Origin of the sequence: Paraglaciecola sp., from assembly GCF_039942875.1 — a bacterium.
Taxonomy (GTDB): domain Bacteria; phylum Pseudomonadota; class Gammaproteobacteria; order Enterobacterales; family Alteromonadaceae; genus Paraglaciecola.
Window position 1 is genome coordinate 117,053 of record NZ_JBDVBQ010000024.1, and the last position, 21,174, is coordinate 138,226.

The window sequence follows — 21,174 nt, forward strand, 5'->3', positions numbered from 1 at the left end:
TAATTATTTCTACAACCAGCACGATAAAATTGTCAGGAGCCAATGCTCGCCATCTTTTCATATAGCTAACTCTTAAATATTTAGTTAGCAATAATACTTGTGATAAATGTGTCCATATATAGTTCTAATGGCTGTACTGACTCAAGAAGCTTAGCTCTCATTACTGCCCCTTCCCAACCAATCCAAAAGTATTCAGCTTGTTGGTTGCAGTTAAGTTCGGCTTTTATTTCTGAATGCCGCTTGGCTGCGAGTAAGCATGCTTCTACTTTGGTTTGCCATACAATAAAAATATCTTGTAATTTTAAGCGGTAGCTTTCTGGTAAAATGGCGACCTCTTGACCTAAATTTCCTATTAGACAACCTCTTTTAAATTCAAATTTAACCATGCCTTGTTTGGCATCATTCAGGAAATTTACAAAACGCTGCATAGGCGATACTGATTCATCAAGTAAGTATTTATCGAGCTTAGCAGCAAAGTAATTGGCATAGTTATCAATCACAGCATGACCGAAATCTTCTTTGCTTTTAAAATAATGGTAAAAAGAACCCTTAGGAACTCCTACTTTTTTTAATATTCTATCAATCCCTGCAGAGGCAAAGCCACTTTCAGTTAACACTTCTACACCACTGCGAATTAACAAGGCGCGTGTATCACTGTCGTCTCTGGGTGATTTATGTGGGCGGCCTCTGCGAGGTCTAGTCTGTTGATCAACAATATTTTTCATATTTTTATTATAGACCGATCGTCTAATTAATTGCAATCGTACGTTCTAATCAAGATAGAGGTTTGTTTAAGCGAGCTTAAAAAGCTGTTATTAAAAGTAAAATAAGAGAGTATCTACTTGGAATAAAGCTATGATTGAGTGGCTATATTAATTTTAAAAACCTCTTAATTAGCGCTTGTTTGCTCTTCATATATACGCATAATTGGGCCCATCAGAAACCAGTGTAACTATTTTTAGCAGCAATATTAATATTCTAGGCTGCTTATTTTTAAGTGAGAATTTAATTGAGTACCTTTGAATTATTAGCGCCAATCAATGCCTTTTTACAATGCGAAACACCTCAAGCTTGGATTGATGAAGCTATTAAGCCAGAGAATTTATCTGTCCTATTAGTTGATCATGCCAATTGCGAGTTGAAGGCTGCGCAAACAGCTATGTTACTGTTAAGACGATATGCAGTAGATAAAGAAAGTGGTGAGGCGTTATTAGCTTGGCTTAAACCTTTTGAAGATTTTGTTTATCGTAAAATTGGTACGGGGGATTTTAGCCAGCATGTTAACTTATCAAAAAAATTAATTAGCAAATCTAATTTTGAGCATGGTGATGAGTTAATTAGTAAGATGGTTTTGCTAATAAAAGAAGAACTACACCATTTTCAACAAGTGTTAGAAATTATGCAAAGTAGGGGAGTCGAATATGAAAACCTTACAGCGGCGCGTTATGCTCGTGGCCTAATGAAGTATGTCCGTACCCATGATCCTGTAAAGTTAACAGATACCTTAATTTGTGGTGCATATATCGAGGCTCGTTCGTGCGAAAGGTTTGCTAAGTTAGCCCCCTATTTAGATGAAGAGTTAAATAAATTTTACGTGTCATTATTACGGTCTGAAGCTAGGCATTTTGAAGATTATCTATCTTTAGCCCAGAGAATTTCAAAGGAAAATATATCAGAAAGGGTGTCCTATTTCGCAGAAAAGGAAAAAGCCTTGGTTCAATCAAGTGATCACTTGTTTCGGTTTCATAGCGGGCCACTTGCTGTGGAAGTGGCCAGTTAATAGAATTGGACTAGTTACTGGTTAAAGGCACCATATTACCTTTTGGTGTCTGTGGCATTTCAGGTTTTATATCAGGCTTAAATGAGTTGGCTAGTAGGGCATTGGCCACATTATTCGGAATAAAATTTTGAGCGGTAGCCATAACAGATTTAGAGCTAAAATCAATTATCCTCGCGTTAACTAAGTATCCGTCAGTATGTTTCAATAGGGTACCGCCCACTACAAAGTTGGCAGGTAATTTTGTCCCAAAATCTTCATAGTCTTTACTAAACGCAAAGTCTCCTTGTTCGGTAACGCGAACATAGCCTGTAGTTTTAAAGTCAATGACGGGTATGCCATGTTTATGTACTTCGTGTATAAGGCTCTCCGCAATCTGATTGCCAAGTAAACTTGATTGATTATAGTCACTATCTAACATAACAAAGCTAACAACTGCGACCGGTGTATTGGAATTAACATCTTTAAGATTTGACATTAATTCACTCGTTAGCGTTTTTACATAGTGGTTGACGTTGTGAGTAGATGGGTCAAGGTATGCTGCTTGTGGCTTATCTATCTTTGACTTAAGCTCTTTAGCACTCACGGTTTCTTTATTCGTAAGTTTATTTTCAAAGTGTTTCTGAAATTGTAAACTGGATTGCAATGGCACAGTGCTTGGGTCGTCTTGTCCCAATTCAGCTGAGTAATCATTTTTGTCTTTATCATCACCAAAATTGAAGATAGAACAACTACTAGTAAAACTGATTAATAATATTAATAGAGGGTATTTCATAAAATGCTTCCTAATAACCATTGCGATAAATTTGATTATTTTTTATTGTAACTTTGGTTGCGCTCCACATTGCATCATTTGGCACATAGTCTGTGGCAGCAGCTAAAATAATGTTTTCTGGTACTTTAATTAGCCTTATATTAACTAAAGTACTGCTTTCTTGAAGGGTGTAAGTGCCCGTTAAAAAGTAGTCTGTCGAAATACTTTCAGTTAGATCTTTAATATCTCTGCTCAACATTTCGTCGGCTTGTTTTTTGATTTTAATAGACGGCATAGCTTTGTATTCCACTACGCTTAACCCCGCCTGTGTTATGAAGGTCATAACGCTTTCTTGAATTTGTAAGCCGAGGCTAGCGTGAGCTGGCAATTGTTGGCCGTTATTGTGCTCTGTAGGTAAAATAGTGCCCACTGCAATATTTCCCGATGTGTCAAATGGTTGAGATGTGCTGAGTAGTTGTCTGACAAGCTTTTCGACATGGCCATGTAATGTATTCGATTGGTATTCTTTTGTAAGCTCTTGATTACTTTCTTGAGTTTCATTGTTGCTGATTGAGCTGCATCCTAATAGGAGTAAGCAAATAGCAGCTATTAAATAGTAATATTTCATTTGGTTCACATGTTTTGCCTTACACAGTATATTGTCACAAAGCAATAACCGCGCCATAAAAATTAGCGGTTATAAAGAGATAAAGTAAATAATTAATTCATTGAAATAGTATCCCTAGAATTCATGAGATAATAGAATACTTGTTTAGCTCATTAAAATGATGGATTGTAATGAAAGCACTAGATTTATTATTAAACAGACGTTCGCAACCTAGGTTGCAGGCTCCTGCTCCTGCTGGTGTTGTATTAGAAAATATAAAACAAGCAGCCTTAAGAGCTCCGGATCATGCGGCGTTAACTCCTTGGAAGTTTATTGTTTGTGAAGGAGAAGGGCTAGTTCGACTTGGTGAGCTATATAAACAAGCTGCGATACAATCAAACAAATCAGAAGCTGATATTGCTCGGGCTACCCAGTTACCTCTGCGAGCGCCTATGGTTATTATCGCGATTGCCGAATATACAGAACATGCAAAAGTGCCTTGGGTAGAGCAAGTGGCTTCAGCTTCTTGCGCGGTTCATGCTATGCACTTAGCTGCAATTTCGCAAGGTTTCGACGGGGTTTGGCGCACAGGCAGTTATGCCAAAGATGCAATTGTAAAAAAGGCTTTAGATTTAACTGATAAAGATGAAATTGTAGGCTTTTTATATCTCGGTACATCAGTACTTCAACCTATGCAAAAACCTACCTTAGATAGCAATGACTTTTTTAAAAGCTGGAATTAGTCATGAAATCAAAGTTTAGCCGCCTGCAGAGACTCTTACTTGGTTTCTGCCTGAATTTTTAGCGGCATATTTAGCATGAGCTCAGCCTTAGATAGTGTTTTTTGAAAAGAAGCTAGTGGCTCTTTATTGGTTTAGTCTACTTTCAATATGCTTTAGAAATAGACACTGGCTTAATGAAGGAGGGTAAGCACCGATACGCTGTATGGTTTTATCTAAATCTTTGTTTCATTGAAGAAAGGCTTTGGAGTAGACGCTTTACCATAATGTATAAATCAAGGAGGGGACTGTATTTTACTTAACCATATTAGAAACTGCTTGGCGTAAGTAATCTACTACTTGGTCTGAATTTTCTAAAAAATTCATTTGTCTATCGTGTCCGACAGAAAGTTATAGATTCTTTCTGTAACAAACTCTATGTGATGGCTGATATGTGACTCTAAAGTGCTCCTTAAGTACTTTGGAGTCACATAAAACTATACTCGATTAAAAAAATGAAGGTATTAATTCTCTTCAGATGGCTCTGATGGTGCTTGTCTTGGTTTACGTTTCATTGGCATGTCACCGACCTCTTTACCTTGCATTGTATTTACTCGACTAGCTGTTTGTTGCGGTTTGCTTTGCTTATCTTTATTTCGGTTAGTTTCATTTTTATTTTTAGGTGCTGCTTTTTTAGCAGGTTTTAATCCTTTAAATTTAGCTTCTAAACCTTCAACTACATCTAGCTTAATATTTTGATTCAAAAAGCCCTTAATCGCCAAAAAGCTATACCAATCTTTTGGTCCTACAAATGAAACAGCATTACCTTTATTGCCTGCTCTTCCTGTTCTACCGACTCTGTGAACATATTCGTCTGCCAATTTAGGTAGATCAAAATTAACTACTAACGAAACATTGAGTAAATCTAGGCCTCGAGATGCAATATCTGTTGTTACTAGAATATGCTGTTGACCTCGACCAAACTCACTCATTATGTTGTTTCTCTGCCCTTGAGTTAAATCACCACTTAGGGCAATAGAATGGAATTGCATTTCATTTAGTAGAATGGATAACCGTTCCGTATCGGCTCGGGTAGCAGTAAATATAATAATTTGTCTATGTTCTTGTTGATTAATGATTTTTACTAGTAACGCTTCTTTGTGAGTCACATTGTCAGCTAAATAAAAAGCTTGCTGTATATCTTTATGCTCTTCACTCGAAGACCCAACACTTATCCGTTGCGGCGCTTTAAGTAATAAGTGAGTTAATTCATGCATCGCAGCTGTATCTAAGGTGGCTGAAAACATCATAGATTGTCGCTTTCTGTGGTCAGCCATTTGATTTATTTGTTTGAGTTGAGACGCAAAACCTAAATCTAACATGCGGTCTGCTTCATCAAGGATTAACAATTCTAAGCCGTTTAAAAATAGTGACGTTCCGGATAGGTGGTCAGCGATTCGACCTGCTGTACCTACTACAAATTGTGGATTATGTTTCAATGCTTTTACTTGGTCGTTAAAGTTTTCGCCACCTAACACTAAGGCTGCTTTAAGTGGTTGCTTAGCGATTAACCATTTAAGCTGTAAAAAAACTTGTTTAGCAAGTTCTCGGGTTGGGGCTAAAATTAACACCCTAGGATCACGTTTACTTAAAGGGTGTTTTGTTAAAACTCTATGTACGGCAGGCAGTAAAAAAGCTAGAGTTTTACCTGATCCTGTTTTAGAAGACGCAATTAGGTCTTTACCTAACATGCCATAAGGTATGGACTTTTGTTGTATTTGTGTAGGAGTGTTTAGCCCTTTAACTTCAAGGGCTTTTAATAGAATGTGATGAATACCTAAGTCACTAAATTGCAATGCATATGCTCTTAAAACGGAAATTGCCACAATTATACAAGTTGCAGCCGTTTATACCATCAAAGGATTAACTTACATAGGCACTTGAAGACTTTCTAGCCTTTAGTTACTGGCCTAAAAGGACATATCTGGTGTGTTTTCAGTGATAATCAATTTTCCGGCTGTTTTTGATTCTATTTCTTCTACAGTAACGTCAGGTGCTTTCTCTTTTAAGTGAAAAGCTCCATCTTTAACTTCTATAACAGCTAAGTCGGTGATTATTCGATTTATACAGTTTACGCCTGTTAAAGGTAGGGTACATGAGTCCAATAGTTTAGAGTTTCCGTGTTTATCTGCATGGGTCATGGTGACGATTATATTGCGCGCTCCTGCAACTAGATCCATTGCCCCTCCCATACCCTTAATTAGTTTACCCGGGATCATCCAAGAGGCGATACTTCCAGACACATCTACTTCGAATGCACCAAGTACAGTTAAATCCACATGGCCGCCTCTTATCATAGCAAAGCTCTCAGCTGAACTAAAAATAGATGCCCCTTTGCTAGCTGTAACTGTTTCTTTACCCGCGTTGATCATGTCTGCATCGACTTGCTCTTCAGTTGGGTAGGGCCCCATACCTAATAATCCATTTTCTGACTGCAACATTACTTCAATATCTCTATGCACATAGTTTGCTGCCAGTGTAGGAATGCCAATGCCTAAATTTACATAATCACCATCACTGAATTCTTGTGCCACTCTCATGGCTATTTGCTCTCTACTTAAAGACATTGCTATCTCCTATTGATTATTAGTTGTAGGGGTGAGTATTTTACGCTCAATCCTTTTCTCAAAAGTACCAACTATTACTCGATCTACATAAATACCAGGGGTATGGATTTCGCTAGGGTTTAATGAACCTGTTTCCACAAGTTCTTCAACCTCAACTACTGTTACTTTTCCAGCTGTAGCAGCCATAGGATTGAAGTTTTGTGCAGTATGTCGATAGATACAATTGCCGTACTTGTCTGCCTTCCATGCCTTAACTATTGAAAAGTCGCCAGTGACTGATTCTTCCAATATGTAACTACGGTCACCAAACTTTCGAGTTTCTTTTCCTTCTCCTACTGGGGTGCCATAACCTGTTGCAGTATAAAATGCAGGAATACCTGCACCCCCTGCTCTCATTTTTTCTGCGAGTGTTCCTTGTGGCGTCAGCTCTACTTCTAACTCTCCGTTAAGCAGTTGCTGTTCAAATAATGCGTTTTCGCCGACGTAAGAAGAAATCATCTTTCTAATTTGTTTTTGCTCTAATAACACACCTAATCCAAACCCATCCACACCACAGTTGTTGGATACCACTGTTAGGTTTGTTGTTGCCATTTTATGAATTTGCGAAATTAAACCTTCTGGGATACCACATAAGCCAAATCCGCCAGCAATAATTGTCATATTGTCAGTCAAGCCAGCCATTGCAGCATCATAACTTTCTACAACTTTATTAAAACCTGCCATATTTATCACCTCTCTAAACTCAGTGACTTCAGTTTAGGAGATAATAATTAATAGTAAAATTGAATTAATGTGTGTATTAATAGATAAAATTTATTAATTGGTTTGGCTATGATCAGTAATGTTTCTTTTAAACAATTAAATATATTTGTGTGCATTGCTAATTCCCATACATTTGCAGAAGCCGCTGAAAAAATTTGTTTATCACAACCTGCTTTATCATCAGCCATAAAAAAGATGGAGCTTCAGGTTGGTGGAGAATTGTTTTCTCGGACCACTCGTAAGGTCGAGTTAACGCCTGAGGGAAAATTGTTTATCCCTGTGGCTAAAAGGCTAATTTATGATTGGCAACAGGCATTTTCTGACCTTCATAACTTATTTTCACTCGGGCAAGGTAACTTGTCTATTGCTGCAATGCCCTCTTTTGCTGCAGGTTTATTACCGAGTATTCTGCAAAAATTTACTGGGTTATATCCAAATATTAAGTTAGCGGTTAATGATGTTGTAATGGAACGTGTAATACAGAATGTTCAAGAGGGGCGTGCAGAAATTGGATTTTCATTTGAGTCTGAAAAAATGGAAGGTTTGGAGTTTCATCCATTATTCGAAGATTGTTTCATGGCTGTATTACCTAAATCTCATCCATTGGCTCAACATTCAAGTGTATCTTGGCCGCAGTTAGCATCGTATCCTTATGTTGCTATGAACAAAGGCTCTGCTATTCGGCGCTGGATTGATGCTTACATGGAAACTCAAATTGCTACATTAAATATCGTCGCAGAAGCAAGCCAGTTGGCGACTTTGGGGCAATTTGTGAATTATGATTTAGGTGTCTCTGTGGTACCTGTTTTATGCCGAGAGCAAATGCTAAGTAAAGGATTGACTTGTGTACCCATTACAGAAAATCATTTAAATAAACAAGTTGGTATCATCAGACTTAGAAAAGGTACTCTGTCTTCAGTTGCTCAAGAATTTTGGCGTTGGGTAACAGATAACGTGCATACTGATTTTCCGGCCGAGTAATCGCCTTAAATTTAGGTAACAATCTTTTTTGGGTTACCACTTTTTCTTTTCAGCAAAAAGTTCATCTAATTCATTACGTTCAGACTCTTGTTTTTCGGCAACGTCTTTGCTGTTAGCTGTTTTAAGGTTACTTTCAATCTCTGACAACTTTTCTTGAAGTTTACTTTTTCGAGCGGTGATATATTCATCTTGATTAGGTTGAGAGGATAGGGCACCAATGGCTTTCTCTAGACATTGTCGAGCAGAGCCTAATTGGTTATTTTTTAAGGCTATCTCACCACGGCGAATTAATGTGTCAACATTTGCTCTAAGTTGGAGCCGTTCAAGGAGTTTATCTTCTGCCAAAAACACACGACTTTCGAGTCTGCCCTTTTTAAATTCTGCCCGTAACAGCGCTCTTAGGGTTTTAATCCCTTTAATAAATTGAATCACTTGTTTATCGGCTTGGGGGAGCTTAAATTGATCTTCTGGGGGAGCGGGTTGTGTTATATCAATGGCTTTCAGTTCTTCCTCAAGGCCTTTTATTTGTTGATTATAATTAGTGGTTCCATCGCTTGCGCTTTGCAATGCTTTGGTTGCCATAAAAACCCTACGCCTCATTATAAACAAAAATCTTTGTGTAAAAGGGATACCTTCGGCAGCTTTCAATGCTGCTTCTGTATTCTCAATGATTGCTTTCTGTTTTGATGCTTCAGCCCGACGTTCCGTTTCCATTTTATTTTTATGTTGTTGCATAGCGTTAACAATGACGCCTATAAGCACCAATGAAACGATTAACACTATAATTATTGTGAACATCATAAAAGTATTTTTTATTCCAAAACTAAAGTAATAACTAATTTAAATAAAACTATTAAGGTAATGCTAAAACAAAGACACTGCCACCTAGAGCACCACCATTTCTAAGTGATATAGATCCCGACTTGTTCCCTCTAGTATGAGCTTGAGCTATAAGTCTAGCGAAAAATAAACCCAATCCAGTACGTCCTTGGCTAATATCATATTCTTGCACATTAATTAGAGTAGCCTCTAACATATTTTGAGGATAACCTGGCCCATCGTCTTCTATTTTAAAAATAAGATTTTCTGATTCTTCATAAACACTGAGTAATATTTTTTGTTTGCCATAACGTAAGGCATTAATTAATACATCATTTAATAAGATATAAATCAAATCTGAATCTAGATACCATAATAAATCGGCAGATTTATTAACTTCTAAACTCATATTTTTGTGATTAAGATAACTTTTGTTTGATGTGATAATTTCCTCAAGCATATCTTCAATGCAATGCTCATCAATATTGACAGGTAAATTATCCAGTCTTGCTCTGTACAGAGATAACAACTGAACCAACCCAGTGTTTAGCCTAGCTGCTTCATAATGAGCCGATGCTAGGTGCTCACTAGTAATAACATCGGGGTTTGCAATTGAGCGGCTAATATCCTCGATACTTTTATTTAACAGGCATAGTGAATTCTTCATATCATGAACTGCTGCACCAAGAACGGTTGAAAAATCAATAGCGTCATTGTCATTTGGCATCTGCCCCTCCCATCACTTAACTTTACACTCAGGATAGCCACATTTATAAATTTTTTTTATAGTTTTTAGCATCTTATCAAATTTTTGGAGACCTTTTAGCATTGATTTATAGCAAGTGAACTAGTCAATTTTGCATATAACTAGAACTTTTTTTTAAAATTTTATGGAATTCATTTTGTTAAAGTTATATAACATTTGAATATATAGGGTGTGTCAGTTAACTAGCAAGGTCAAAAAATGAAATTACAACAACTCAGATATATTGTTGAGGTGCTTAACAATAACTTAAACGTGTCTGCCACAGCAGAAAGTTTGTATACGTCGCAGCCAGGGATCAGCAAGCAAGTGCGTATGTTGGAAGATGAGTTGGGTGTGCAAATCTTTGGCCGTAGTGGAAAACATCTCACTCATGTCACTGAAGCAGGGCAAGACGTAATTAATATTTCTAGAGAAATTTTGGCTAAGGTTGAAAGTATTAAAGCGGTGTCTCGTGAGCACACTCTGCCAGATCAAGGTAAATTAAATATTGCTACGACCCATACCCAAGCTCGCTATGCGTTACCAGATGTGATTAAAGGCTTTATGAATAAATATTCTAAAGTGTCTTTACATATGCACCAAGGCACGCCTTCGCAAATTAGTGATTTAGCTGCAAAAGGCGAGGCGGATTTCGCCATCGCAACAGAGGCGTTACACTTATACAATGATTTGGTAATGTTGCCTTGCTACCATTGGAACCGCAGTATTATTGTAAATAGAGACCACCCTCTATCGAAGAAAACCAGTATTACAATTGAAGATTTAGCGGAATATAACTTAGTAACCTATGTATTTGGTTTTACAGGCCGTTCCTCTTTAGATCAGGCGTTTAGTTCAGCTGGAATCGATCCTAAAATTGTATTTACTGCCACAGATGCTGATGTGATCAAAACTTATGTGCGTCTAGGGGTAGGTGTTGGCGTGATTGCTTCAATGGCTATTGATGACAAATTAGATTCTGATTTAGTTAAAATTGATGCAAGTCATTTGTTTGAGTACAGCACGACTAAGATTGGTTTCCGTAAAGGCTCATTCTTGCGTAGTTATATGTATGAATTTATTGAACGTTTTGCGCCACACTTGACCAAGTCTGTTGTAGAGAAAGCAATGATGTTGAAAAACAATGATGAAGTCGAAAAAATGTTTAAAGGATTAACTCTTCCCGTTAAATAAGTCTCGATTATCTGATAACTCTAAATAACCTAATATAAAAATAGGTTATTTAGGGGCATTTCTTTTCAACCTCCCTTTAATCAAATGTTTTATTTATTGCCATAAAAATGGTGGGATAAATTCCTGACAAATGCAGCCGTCGCCCCCCATATATTATGTTGTTGCCAAGGAATAAAGTAGATAGGAGTGTGGTCGTTATTTCGCTTGATCCAATGTATTAAGTGATTCTGGTGATTAAGTAAAAACATTAGGGGAACTTCAAATGTTTCATCGACCTCATTTTTATCTAATACTAAATTTAGTGGACCAGGTAAAAAGCCAATATAAGGGCTCACTTCATACCCACTAACGGTTCGGTATTTAGGTAAACTACCGACGATATCAACTTTTTCGGGTGGGATACCAATTTCTTCATAGGTTTCACGAAGTGCGGTTTGCATTAAAGTCTTATCTGTTTGTTCTTGCTTGCCTCCAGGAAAACTAATTTGTCCACCGTGATGTTTTAGATGTTTTGCCCTTACTGTGAATACTACTTTAAGCTCATTTTGGTATTGTACTATAGGTATCAGAACTGCTGCTGGTTTACCCGAGTTTTTTAAGGGGAAGTCAGGCTCCTTATTAACTAGCCTTATGTGATGAAATTGACGTAAGAACTCGGATTTATTCATTTTAGCCTTGGATATTAGTCGACACCTCAGTATCGAGTATAGGAAGTATTTTTGATACTTTATCTAGGCTTTCTTGATATTCATCTCCAGCTTCAGAATCAATCACTATGCCGCCCCCAGCCCAACAGTAAATCTTATTCTGAATACTACCCTGCTCACACAGTAAAGTGCGGATACATATACTCGTATCCATATCACCTTTAATACCAATATAACCGATACTGCCACAGTATATATTCCGATTGTTAGGTTCTAGCTCATCAATTATTTCCATAGCCCTGATTTTAGGGGCACCAGTAATAGATCCCCCTGGGAATGCGCCTTGTAACAAATCAATAGCGGTTTTATCGGATTTTAGCTGGGCAGTTACCGTGCTAACTAAATGATGAACTGCAGCAAAGGTTTCTATTTCGAATAGTTTTGGTACCTCGACGGTACCAGCCTCGCAGTGTTTGCTTAAATCATTGCGCATTAAGTCAACAATCATCAGATTCTCAGCTTGATCTTTTTGCGAGGTCAGTAAGGATTCAATTTGCTGTTTATCAGCTAAAGGGTCTCTTTGTCTTGGCCTGGTACCTTTGATAGGTTTTGTCTCAACCTTGTTATTCCTAACTAATAGGAAACGCTCAGGTGAAATACTTAAAATACTAGATGTCGGTAAGCGTATAAAAGCTGAAAAAGGAGCATGATTGGCGTTTCTTAATGTTAAATAGGCTCGCCATTCATCACCAGTATAATCGGCTGTAAAACGCTGGGCGAGGTTAGTTTGATAGCAATCTCCGGCATTTAAATACGATTTAATTTTCTCTATTTTTTGATCATATTTTGCTTTTGACATATTAGCTTGCCAAACCGTGGTTAAAGCAAATTTTGCCGCTATGTATTTTTGTGCAACTAAGAGTTTAATGTCTGATGGAGTAGGGTGAGGGTAGCCTTCTAAGCTACAAAGGTAAAAACACTCATCTTGATTATCTTTTATAATACTCCATGTATACAGACCTACTGCCATATCAGGGCTAGTATATTCAGCAAAATGTTTATTAGGTAACGATTCAAAATGCCGTCCTAAATCATACCCAAAGTATCCCAATGCCCCAGCAATAAAAGGAATGTCAGGTAGCCCTGTTTGCGCTAACTGTACCCCTGACAGGTACTGACTAATGAGTTTTTGCAACAAAATCAAAGGATTATCATCGCTTTGTTCTATAGTGTTGTCGATGTGCTTAATTTCTGAATTATTGGCTGTGGTAATAATAGTTGCAATAGGTTTTGCAACCATAATATCGAAACGACCATTCTTATGTTGGCTATTAGATGAATCAAGTAACATCGCCCAACTATCACTAGCGTAATGTTGAAATACTGAGGTGATACAGGTTGAAGCGGCTAGCTCAATTGGGACAATACTGACTAAAGGGTTTTTAATTATCATTGTGAAATTTTCTAGGGACTCAGATAAATGTTTAATGAAATGCTGCAGATTTATCATGGAGCAATTACGCTTAGCAGGTTATCATAACTAAAGAAAATGTAACCTAAGAATATCTAAGAGGCATCCATGACCGTTATTCGTCAGCAAGATTTTATTGATAGTATTGAAGAGTCTTTGCAGTTTATTTCCTATTATCATCCACTCGACTACATCCAAGCAGTTGAAAAAGCCTATAATAAAGAGCAAAGTCAGGCTGCAAAAGATGCCATGGCACAAATTCTCATAAACTCTAGAATGTCTGCTGAAGGCAAGCGTCCCTTATGTCAAGACACCGGTATCGTTACATGTTTCGTTAAAATTGGTATGGGTGTAAAGTGGGATAAAACAGATTTAACTGTGCAGCAAATGGTTGATGAAGGAACAAGGCGAGCCTACTTAAACCCTGACAACCCACTTCGAGCTTCTATTGTTGCTGATCCTGCAGGTGCCCGTAAAAATACTAAAGACAATACACCCGCTGTGGTTCATATTGATACGGTTGCTGGCGACCATATTGAAGTTATGATTGCGGCAAAAGGTGGTGGCTCTGAAAATAAATCTAAAATGGTAATGTTAAATCCTAGTGATGATATTGCTGATTGGGTGGTGAAAACGCTACCGACTATGGGAGCGGGGTGGTGCCCACCAGGCATGCTAGGAATAGGTATTGGGGGCACAGCAGAAAAGGCAGCCGTTTTGGCTAAAGAAAGTTTGATGGACCCAGTCGATATTCAAGAATTGATGGATAGAGGCGCTGAAACTACAGAAGAAAAGTTACGTTTAGATATATTTAAAAAGGTAAACGATTTAGGTATTGGCGCACAAGGGCTAGGTGGGTTAACAACAGTGGTTGATATTAAAATCAAATCATTACCTACCCATGCAGCCTCTAAACCAGTTGCTATGATCCCTAATTGTGCTGCAACACGCCATGCTCATTTTCACTTAGATGGTTCTGGTCCTGCTGATTTTACGCCCCCTAAACTTGAAGATTGGCCAGAGGTAACATGGGAAGTAGCCGAAGGAACACGCCGAGTGAATTTAGACTCTGTGACTAAAGATGATATTCAAGAATGGAAAGTAGGTAAAACAGTACTGCTAACTGGGAAAATGTTAACTGGTCGAGATGCGGCTCATAAGCGCATACAAACTATGCTAGCGAATGGGGAAGGCTTACCTGAAGGTGTAGATTTTGATAATAAATTTATTTATTACGTAGGCCCAGTTGATGCAGTAGGTGATGAAGCAGTAGGCCCTGCAGGCCCTACTACGGCAACACGTATGGACAAGTTTACTGACATGATGCTAGAGAAAACCGGTATCAGTGGCATGATTGGTAAAGCAGAGCGTGGTCCTGCAACTGTGCAAAGTATTGCCAAGCACAAGTCTGTGTATTTGATGGCTGTCGGTGGCGCTGCTTATTTAGTCTCAAAAGCAATAAAAAATGCACGCGTTGTAGCATTTGAAGACTTAGGGATGGAAGCAATCTATGAATTTGATGTGGTTGATATGCCAGTGACCGTTGCTGTTGATAGCAGTGGCGCTAATGCCCATGAAACAGGGCCAGCAATTTGGAAAGTTAAAATTGCAGAAATGGAAAAGTAAGTAACGTTTACTTACCATTAAAATGTACTCTTTAACGGCGGTTTTTACCGCCGTTTTTGTTTTTAAGTTGTGAGGTGTTTTAATTTTTATGAGTCAGTTTAACGATCTTGTTACGTTATTTATATTTGCAGGTCTGTTTATTCTTGGTTTAACTTTGGGGGCTGTATTAATTGCAGTTAGAGCACGTAAAACGCTAAAAAATGCAATGTCGCAGATGACAACTGTATATCAAGAGCAAGAAAAACAGTTACGTGACCAACTTGCCAAGCAAGATATTTTGATTAAAGAAATGAATGCGGAGCAAAAGTCCGTATTAGAACAGCAGCTACAAACACAAAATCGATTGGGGCAGCTAAACCAAAGAATTCAACGTATTCCAGAGCTAGAAATAGAAAAAAATCAGTGGCAACAACAATATAAACAAGAAAATCAGTATGCCTCTGAGCTACGAGTAAAGCTTGAAGCTCAAGCTGCAAAGTTTGAACAAGAGCAATTAGCCAGTATTGAAAAATTGCAACTTTTAGAAGCTGCTGAAAAAAGGCTACAAACTCAGTTTGAAAATACAGCGAATAAGATTTTTCAACAGAAACAAGATACCTTTGCAGAGTCCAGTAAAGCAGGGCTAGATACTATTTTGTCACCACTCAAAGAGCAGATTGAAGGTTTTAAGAAACAAGTTTCTGATCAATATGTAAAAGAAGGTCAAGAAAGAGCTTCTCTGAAAACTGAAATATTAGGTCTGAAAGAACTCAACCAACAAATCACCCAAGACGCAGCAGCATTGACTAAAGCCTTAAAAGGGGATAACAAAGCCCAAGGAAATTGGGGGGAAGTGATATTAGAGCGTGTCCTTAAAGAGTCAGGTTTAAGGGAAGGTCACGAGTTTGACACCCAGGTTTCGTTAAAAAATGAAGCAGGTAAAAGTTATCAACCAGATGTAGTGGTGCATTTACCTGGTAACAAGGACGTGGTTGTTGACTCTAAAGTGTCATTGGCTGCCTATGAGCGTTACTTCAATGAGCAAGAAGATGACGTTGCTAGAGCGACCCATTTACGAGACCACATTACTTCTATGAGAAGTCATATTAAAGAGTTAGGTAAAAAGGACTATCAAGACCTAACGGGCATTCGTAGTCTAGACTACGTTTTGATGTTCATCCCAATTGAGTCTGCATTTATACTTGCCGCAGACCAAGCCCCAGACATACTGAAGTTAGCGTTCGATCACAATATTATGCTAGTAAGCCCAACAAACTTGCTGGTGGCTCTGCGAACCATCAATAACATTTGGCAATATGAATATCAAAATCAAAATGCACAAAAAATTGCAAATAATGCGGCTAAGTTATATGACAAGTTTCATGGTTTTGTAAGTGATATGGATAAAGTGGGTAAAGCTATTGAAGCCAGCCAGAAGAATTTCGATAGTGCCATGAATAAGTTGTCTACAGGAAAGGGAAATATTGTTCGGCAAGTGGAGCAATTTCGACAGCTAGGCGTACAAACAAACAAAAATTTAGATGGTAAACTTTTAGATCGCTCAGATCTTGAGGATTAATTAGCAAGATACTGTTTTAACTATCTTTTAGTGAACATAATTGTAGGTTTAATAGTTATGTTTGTATGTAATTAGTTAAATGAAAACGTTTTACATGTTAATGTTAATGCAACGTTGAATACAGAAGGAAAAACTGTGGCAGCTTTGGGTATAAAAGATATCGCAGCCTTGGCCAATGTGTCGCCAGCGACTGTTTCAAGGGTGTTTAGTGCACCAGAAATGGTCTCTAAAAAAACTTTAGAAAAAGTGCAAAAAGTGATCGATGAGTCTGGGTATAGGCCTAATCGAATTGGGGCCAGTTTACGGACACGTAAAAGCGGTAATATTGTGGCTATTATTCCAGACATCACTAACCCTGTGAATGCGGGGATCATCCGGGCCATTGAGCAAAAAGCCCATACTGCAGGTTATTCTGTTTTACTTGGCGATACGCAAGGATTACACGAGCGCGAACAACACTATGCAGATTTAGTCACCCATGGTCAGGCTGATGGCGTATTACTGTTTTGTTCTAGCATTCCTTTTAAAACGGATGCTACGTTAAACCTAGCTCAGCAATTACCGCCTATGGTTAACGGTAACGAAAAAATAGACTCTGATGAAGTAGTGCAAGTTGCTGTAGATAACGTAGCGGCAGCTAAAAGGGCTGTTAAGCATCTAATAGATCTAGGGCATAAATATATTGCAGCGGTTACAGGGCCAGATGATATTGCGAGCTCTAATGAGCGGCTTGAAGGCTATAGGTCTGCGCTTGAAGACGCTAATATTCCTTTAGATAGTGGGCTTTGTATTCAGGGCGATTACGATGTTGAGTCTGGTATGAAATGTGCGGGGCAGTTGCTGTTATTGCGTCAAAGACCAACTGCTATTTTTTGCTTTAGTGATGATATGGCAATTGGTGTAATGAAATTTGTGCAAAAACAAGGCTTCTCAGTACCTGAAGATATCTCAGTGATGGGCTTTGATGATATTAATTATGCGCAATTGGTTTCACCGGCACTTACTACGGTACATCAGCCCTTAGAGGAAATAGGTGGTTTGTGTATTGAATTACTGCTTAAGCAACTGAAAGGCGAGTATGTAGAACCTGGAAGACGTTTTCTACCCTTTGAGTTAAAAGTTAGGGGGAGTACTGGGCCGGCTCCAACTTAGGTTTCGCAATCTACTTTTAGAGTGTAAAGAAAAAACTAGAGTAACCCCCTACAAGTTACCCTAGCCCCCATTTCCCATGGGCTAAACAGTTAATTTTGCTGTTGAAGTTGTTGCTTGAAAAACGCACCTTGTTCAGTAGGTGTGTAATTCCAATCTTTTATCATGGTCGGCGACCACTGTGGATCAAATGCCCATACTACCCAAGAAATGTCTCTTGCTTCGATAAACTCCATAATTTGAGGCCCATAACTTCCATCATTTATTACTGGAATATGTGCACCTAAACCATCTGCATTCACCCAACCTAATTCTGTTGCGATAATTGGATAGTCTTTCGCCGCAAAGCCCCATACTGATTCCCAGAGGTCAAAATAGTTTTGTTTTGATTTGACCTTAGGTTTAGCCTTTTGAGGGTAGGGATGCACTGCATAAGCAATACCTTGACGGGCAATGGGGGATTGTTTAACCGGACGTAAATCATATGCCCAGTTAAATCCCGCGACTAGTGGGATGACATTCTTATCGTGCGCGTAAATAACGTCAATGAGTTGCTCATTTAAGGCTTTCCAATCATGCCAGTTTGCTTTTCCTGCTCTGCCGCCTTGATCCGTTGGTTCGTTGAATAATTCATATACCGCAATAGTCGATACACCTGAGTAACGAAAAGACACCTCTTTCCAGAAGGTAAAGGTTTCTTTTTTTGTGGTGTCATACATAGGGTGTTGAAACAGTTCATCTGGTAAATAACCAATTGAGTGCCAATCAACGATAAGGTACATATCTAATGAATTTGCCCAAATTACAGCTTCATCAATGATTTTGAAGTACTCTTCTTTACCATTTTTTTTCCAAGAAATAGGGTGAATGGGTAGCCTTACAACATTCGCTCCCCAATCTTTCAGCTCCTTGAATAAAGATAAAGACCATTGTTTTTGAGTAAGTAGTTTATCTGGGTCTGCGATATTTACGCCTCTAAATACAAAAGTTTCTCCATTTTCATCAACGAGTTTGTTTCCTTTTACTTGAATAAACGCTTGTTCATTAACTAATTGACTGCTGTCAAACGTGCCCAGATAGGGCACGTTCCACCAATCTTTCGTATTACTAGAACTATCACTTGCTGCAAAAACACTTACATTAAAAAATAAAGTGAAAAATACTGACGTAGTAATAAGTTTTTTCATCATAAGCCTTAGGGGTTATTTACTTAAGGTTGCGACAATTTTATGGCTTCCAGAGTAAGCGATTGGATCAATCACATTACCTACTATTTCCTGCCCATCAACTGTCAAAGATATAGCACCCTTACTTATTCCTTGTGGATTACGCAATGTAATCTCGTAACGAGCGCCACGGAATTCTCGGTTAATCTTAACATTATCCCAAGCCGGTAAAATGCATGGGTCAATACTTAATCCTTCATAGGTTGGTTTAATACCTAATATATATTGGGTCGCAGCATAATAGTTCCACGCTGCAGTACCGGTTAACCAAGAATTTTTAGCTTCACCAGGATGTTCTGCATCTGCACCGGCTATCATTTGGCTGTATACATATGGTTCTGTTTTATGAAGATCTTGAACATCTTGTAAAAATGCAGGTGTGATTTTACTGTAATATTCATAGGCCTTCTCACCACGCCCAAGCATAGCTTCAGAAATGGTTCTCCATGGGTTGTTATGACAGAAAATTCCTGCATTTTCCTTATAGCCAGGAGGATAAGAGGTGATTTCACCTATATATTTATCATAGCTAGTATAGGCAGGTTGGTTGAGCATGATGCCGAAGTCGGTTGATAGGTGCTCTTCAACCGAATTCATGGCTTGCAATGCTTTACCGTCGTCTAAGCCAATTCCTGCCATGGCGCAGAACCCTTGAGATTCAATGAAAATCTTACCCTCGGTATTCTCATTGCTTCCTATTTTTTCACCTTTAGCGTTATAGGCACGAATAAACCAAGCCCCGTCCCATGCATGCTGTTTTACGGTTTCACGCATTAACTCAACGTGTTGTAAGCAACTGGCTGCTAGTTCGTCTTTGCCTATTTTTTTACATAAATCGACAAACTCTTGACCGTATAACACGAACTGCCCTGCAATCATCACTGATTCAGCAATATCTGATGCGCCACGTTGGGTGGTTTGGTATGACTCATTTGGATCTTCAGAGAAACAGTTTAGGTTTAAACAGTCATTCCAATCTGCTCTACCGATCAACGGCAAACCGTGTGGGCCTAAGTTATTGACTACGTGATTAAACGCGCGGTTCAGGTGTTCAAAGTGGGTGGCAGTGTTATCTAAATCACTGTCAAACGGTACCACTTCATCTAAGATACTAAAATCACCTGTTTCTTTAATATAGTTTGCTGTAGAAAGCACCATCCACATAGGGTCATCGTTAAAATTACCCCCTATATTGGCATTACCTTTTTTGGTTAAAGGTTGATATTGGTGATAAGCAGAACCATCTGTTTTTTGAGTAGCAGATAAGTCTAGAATACGTTCTTTAACTTTCTCTGGCACCATGTGGGCAAACCCTATGGTATCTTGGTTTGAGTCTCTGAACCCCATGCCTCGACCGATACCTGATTCGTAGAATGAGGCACTTCGAGATAAGTTGAAAGTCACCATGTTTTGATACTGATTCCAAATATTAACGGCTCGGTTAAATTTGTCATCTGGTGATTCAACTGTAAATTTACTTAATAAGTTAAACCAATAATCATTAAGCTTTTTAAGTTCAGCTGCCACTTTTTCATCAGTATCAAATCTGCTACTAAGTGCTTCTGCTGGTGCTTTGTTAATAACATTAAGACCCGACCATTTGTTTTCTGGCTCGACTTCACAATAACCTAGTACAAAGACTAGTGATTGGCTTTCACCTGGTGCAAGCTCGACTTTTAGATGGTGAGATGCGATAGGAGACCAGCCACGAGCTAAGGAATTCTTAGTTACCCCAGACTCTACTGCCACAGGACGATCAAAACCTCTATACGGACCAAGAAATGTTTCACGGTCAGTTTCAAATCCAGCTACTTCACGATTCACTGAATAAAAGGAGTAATGGTTACGTCTCTCGCGGTACTCTGTTTTGTGAAAAATAGTACTACCTGCTACTTCTACTTCACCTGTTGAAAGGTTTCTTTGGAAGTTAGCGCCATCATCTTCAGCATTCCATAAACACCATTCGATGAATGAAAACACATCTACGGTTTTCGTTTCTGAGGTGTTATTTGTTAATTTTAAACTATGAACTTCAGCTTTCGTGTCTAAAGGGATAAAGCTAGTGACTTCTGAAGCAATACCGTTTTTACTAGCATTGAAACGGCTATATCCCATACCGTGTCTACAAGAGTATTCATCTAATTGAGTATCAACAGGAAGACCAGTCGCAGACCAATATTGCTCGTCGCATTTTAAGTAAAAATAACGACCACCATTATCTACAGGCACATTATTGTAACGATAGCGGGTTAAACGGCGAAATTTAGGATCGCGATAAAAACAATATCCACCGGCGGTATTTGATATCAATCCATAGAATCCATCGTTTCCAAGATAGTTAATCCATGGAGTAGGCGTGTATGGTGTTGTAATTACATATTCGTAGTTTTCATCATCGAAATAACCGAATTTTTCGTTTGTTTCAGTGGCTGGGTTTTGCATATTTTTCAATCCCTTCTTATTAAATGGTTTAAAATTTAAGGTACTCAATTGTCACTAGTATTGAGTCATA

The 21,174-nt window shown here is 38.4% G+C and carries 19 protein-coding genes; 7 read left to right on the forward strand and 12 right to left on the reverse strand.

Translation table 11 applies throughout. The features are described from left to right. Nucleotides 1-80: 80 nt before the first annotated feature. Nucleotides 81-725, reverse strand: a complete 645-nt coding sequence (locus ABJE44_RS07015) for a TetR/AcrR family transcriptional regulator (protein WP_348112343.1) — start codon at nt 723-725, stop codon at nt 81-83. 284 nt (nt 726-1,009) lie between these two features. Here ABJE44_RS07015 and miaE point away from each other — a divergent pair, with 284 nt between their 5' ends. Further along, entirely contained in the window at nt 1,010-1,780 is a 771-nt protein-coding gene (gene miaE / locus ABJE44_RS07020) for a tRNA isopentenyl-2-thiomethyl-A-37 hydroxylase MiaE (protein ID WP_348112344.1), read from the forward strand. Nucleotides 1,781-1,790: 10 nt separating this feature from the next. On the opposite strand, the gene ABJE44_RS07025 is transcribed toward miaE, so the two are convergent. Further along, the gene (locus tag ABJE44_RS07025; protein WP_348112345.1) at nt 1,791-2,552 is read right to left on the reverse strand and encodes a FlgO family outer membrane protein; all 762 of its coding nucleotides are present in this window, start codon (nt 2,550-2,552) and stop codon (nt 1,791-1,793) included. 10 nt (nt 2,553-2,562) lie between these two features. Continuing rightward, nucleotides 2,563-3,159 carry a FlgO family outer membrane protein gene (locus ABJE44_RS07030; RefSeq protein WP_348112577.1) on the reverse strand — a complete coding sequence of 199 codons (597 nt, stop codon included), beginning with the start codon at nt 3,157-3,159 and terminating at the stop codon, nt 2,563-2,565. A gap of 170 nt (nt 3,160-3,329) precedes the next feature. On the opposite strand from ABJE44_RS07030, the gene ABJE44_RS07035 reads away from it, so the two are divergent. After that, nucleotides 3,330-3,881 carry an NAD(P)H nitroreductase gene (locus ABJE44_RS07035; protein WP_348112346.1) on the forward strand — a complete coding sequence of 184 codons (552 nt, stop codon included), beginning with the start codon at nt 3,330-3,332 and terminating at the stop codon, nt 3,879-3,881. 500 nt (nt 3,882-4,381) lie between these two features. On the opposite strand, the gene ABJE44_RS07040 is transcribed toward ABJE44_RS07035, so the two are convergent. The 3 genes from ABJE44_RS07040 to ABJE44_RS07050 form a co-directional block, all read right to left on the reverse strand. After that, complete coding sequence (locus ABJE44_RS07040) at nt 4,382-5,713, reverse strand: DEAD/DEAH box helicase (RefSeq protein ID WP_348112347.1); 1,332 nt, start codon at nt 5,711-5,713, stop codon at nt 4,382-4,384. 114 nt (nt 5,714-5,827) lie between these two features. Next, complete coding sequence (locus ABJE44_RS07045; RefSeq protein WP_348112348.1) at nt 5,828-6,484, reverse strand: CoA transferase subunit B; 657 nt, start codon at nt 6,482-6,484, stop codon at nt 5,828-5,830. 9 nt (nt 6,485-6,493) lie between these two features. Next, complete coding sequence (locus tag ABJE44_RS07050) at nt 6,494-7,207, reverse strand: CoA transferase subunit A (RefSeq protein ID WP_348112349.1); 714 nt, start codon at nt 7,205-7,207, stop codon at nt 6,494-6,496. 108 nt (nt 7,208-7,315) lie between these two features. Here ABJE44_RS07050 and ABJE44_RS07055 point away from each other — a divergent pair, with 108 nt between their 5' ends. After that, on the forward strand, nt 7,316-8,227 hold the full coding sequence (locus ABJE44_RS07055) for a LysR family transcriptional regulator (protein ID WP_348112350.1): 912 nt from the start codon (nt 7,316-7,318) through the stop codon (nt 8,225-8,227). 33 nt (nt 8,228-8,260) lie between these two features. Here ABJE44_RS07055 and ABJE44_RS07060 read toward each other — a convergent pair whose 3' ends face one another. Both ABJE44_RS07060 and ABJE44_RS07065 read right to left on the reverse strand, forming a co-directional pair. Continuing rightward, a complete protein-coding gene (locus ABJE44_RS07060) occupies nt 8,261-9,028 on the reverse strand; it encodes a hypothetical protein (RefSeq protein WP_348112351.1) in 768 nt (255 codons plus the stop codon). 52 nt (nt 9,029-9,080) lie between these two features. Next, nucleotides 9,081-9,773: a HAMP domain-containing sensor histidine kinase gene (locus ABJE44_RS07065; RefSeq protein ID WP_348112352.1), complete on the reverse strand. Its 693-nt coding sequence runs from the start codon at nt 9,771-9,773 to the stop codon at nt 9,081-9,083. A 237-nt stretch (nt 9,774-10,010) separates the two neighbouring features. On the opposite strand from ABJE44_RS07065, the gene cysB reads away from it, so the two are divergent. Continuing rightward, entirely contained in the window at nt 10,011-10,985 is a 975-nt protein-coding gene (cysB, locus tag ABJE44_RS07070) for an HTH-type transcriptional regulator CysB (protein ID WP_348112353.1), read from the forward strand. An 89-nt stretch (nt 10,986-11,074) separates the two neighbouring features. On the opposite strand, the gene ABJE44_RS07075 is transcribed toward cysB, so the two are convergent. Then, a complete protein-coding gene (locus tag ABJE44_RS07075) occupies nt 11,075-11,653 on the reverse strand; it encodes a CoA pyrophosphatase (protein ID WP_348112354.1) in 579 nt (192 codons plus the stop codon). Nucleotide 11,654: 1 nt separating this feature from the next. Further along, nucleotides 11,655-13,085, reverse strand: coding sequence for an aminodeoxychorismate synthase component I (gene pabB / locus ABJE44_RS07080; protein ID WP_348112355.1), 1,431 nt, complete (start codon nt 13,083-13,085; stop codon nt 11,655-11,657). A gap of 126 nt (nt 13,086-13,211) precedes the next feature. Between pabB and ABJE44_RS07085 the strand changes: the two genes are divergently transcribed. The 3 genes from ABJE44_RS07085 (at nt 13,212) to ABJE44_RS07095 (ending at nt 17,439) form a co-directional block, all read left to right on the forward strand. Further along, complete coding sequence (locus ABJE44_RS07085) at nt 13,212-14,729, forward strand: fumarate hydratase (RefSeq protein ID WP_348112356.1); 1,518 nt, start codon at nt 13,212-13,214, stop codon at nt 14,727-14,729. Between the two features lie 88 nt (nt 14,730-14,817). Beyond that, the gene (gene rmuC / locus ABJE44_RS07090; protein ID WP_348112357.1) at nt 14,818-16,287 is read left to right on the forward strand and encodes a DNA recombination protein RmuC; all 1,470 of its coding nucleotides are present in this window, start codon (nt 14,818-14,820) and stop codon (nt 16,285-16,287) included. 135 nt (nt 16,288-16,422) lie between these two features. After that, nucleotides 16,423-17,439 (forward strand): LacI family DNA-binding transcriptional regulator, encoded by a 1,017-nt coding sequence (locus tag ABJE44_RS07095; RefSeq protein WP_348112358.1) that lies wholly within the window; start codon nt 16,423-16,425, stop codon nt 17,437-17,439. Between the two features lie 89 nt (nt 17,440-17,528). Here ABJE44_RS07095 and ABJE44_RS07100 read toward each other — a convergent pair whose 3' ends face one another. Then, entirely contained in the window at nt 17,529-18,623 is a 1,095-nt protein-coding gene (locus ABJE44_RS07100) for a glycoside hydrolase family 5 protein (protein WP_348120700.1), read from the reverse strand. A 15-nt stretch (nt 18,624-18,638) separates the two neighbouring features. Next, a complete protein-coding gene (locus ABJE44_RS07105) occupies nt 18,639-21,104 on the reverse strand; it encodes a glycosyl transferase (RefSeq protein ID WP_348120702.1) in 2,466 nt (821 codons plus the stop codon). Between the last annotated feature and the right edge of the window lie 70 nt (nt 21,105-21,174).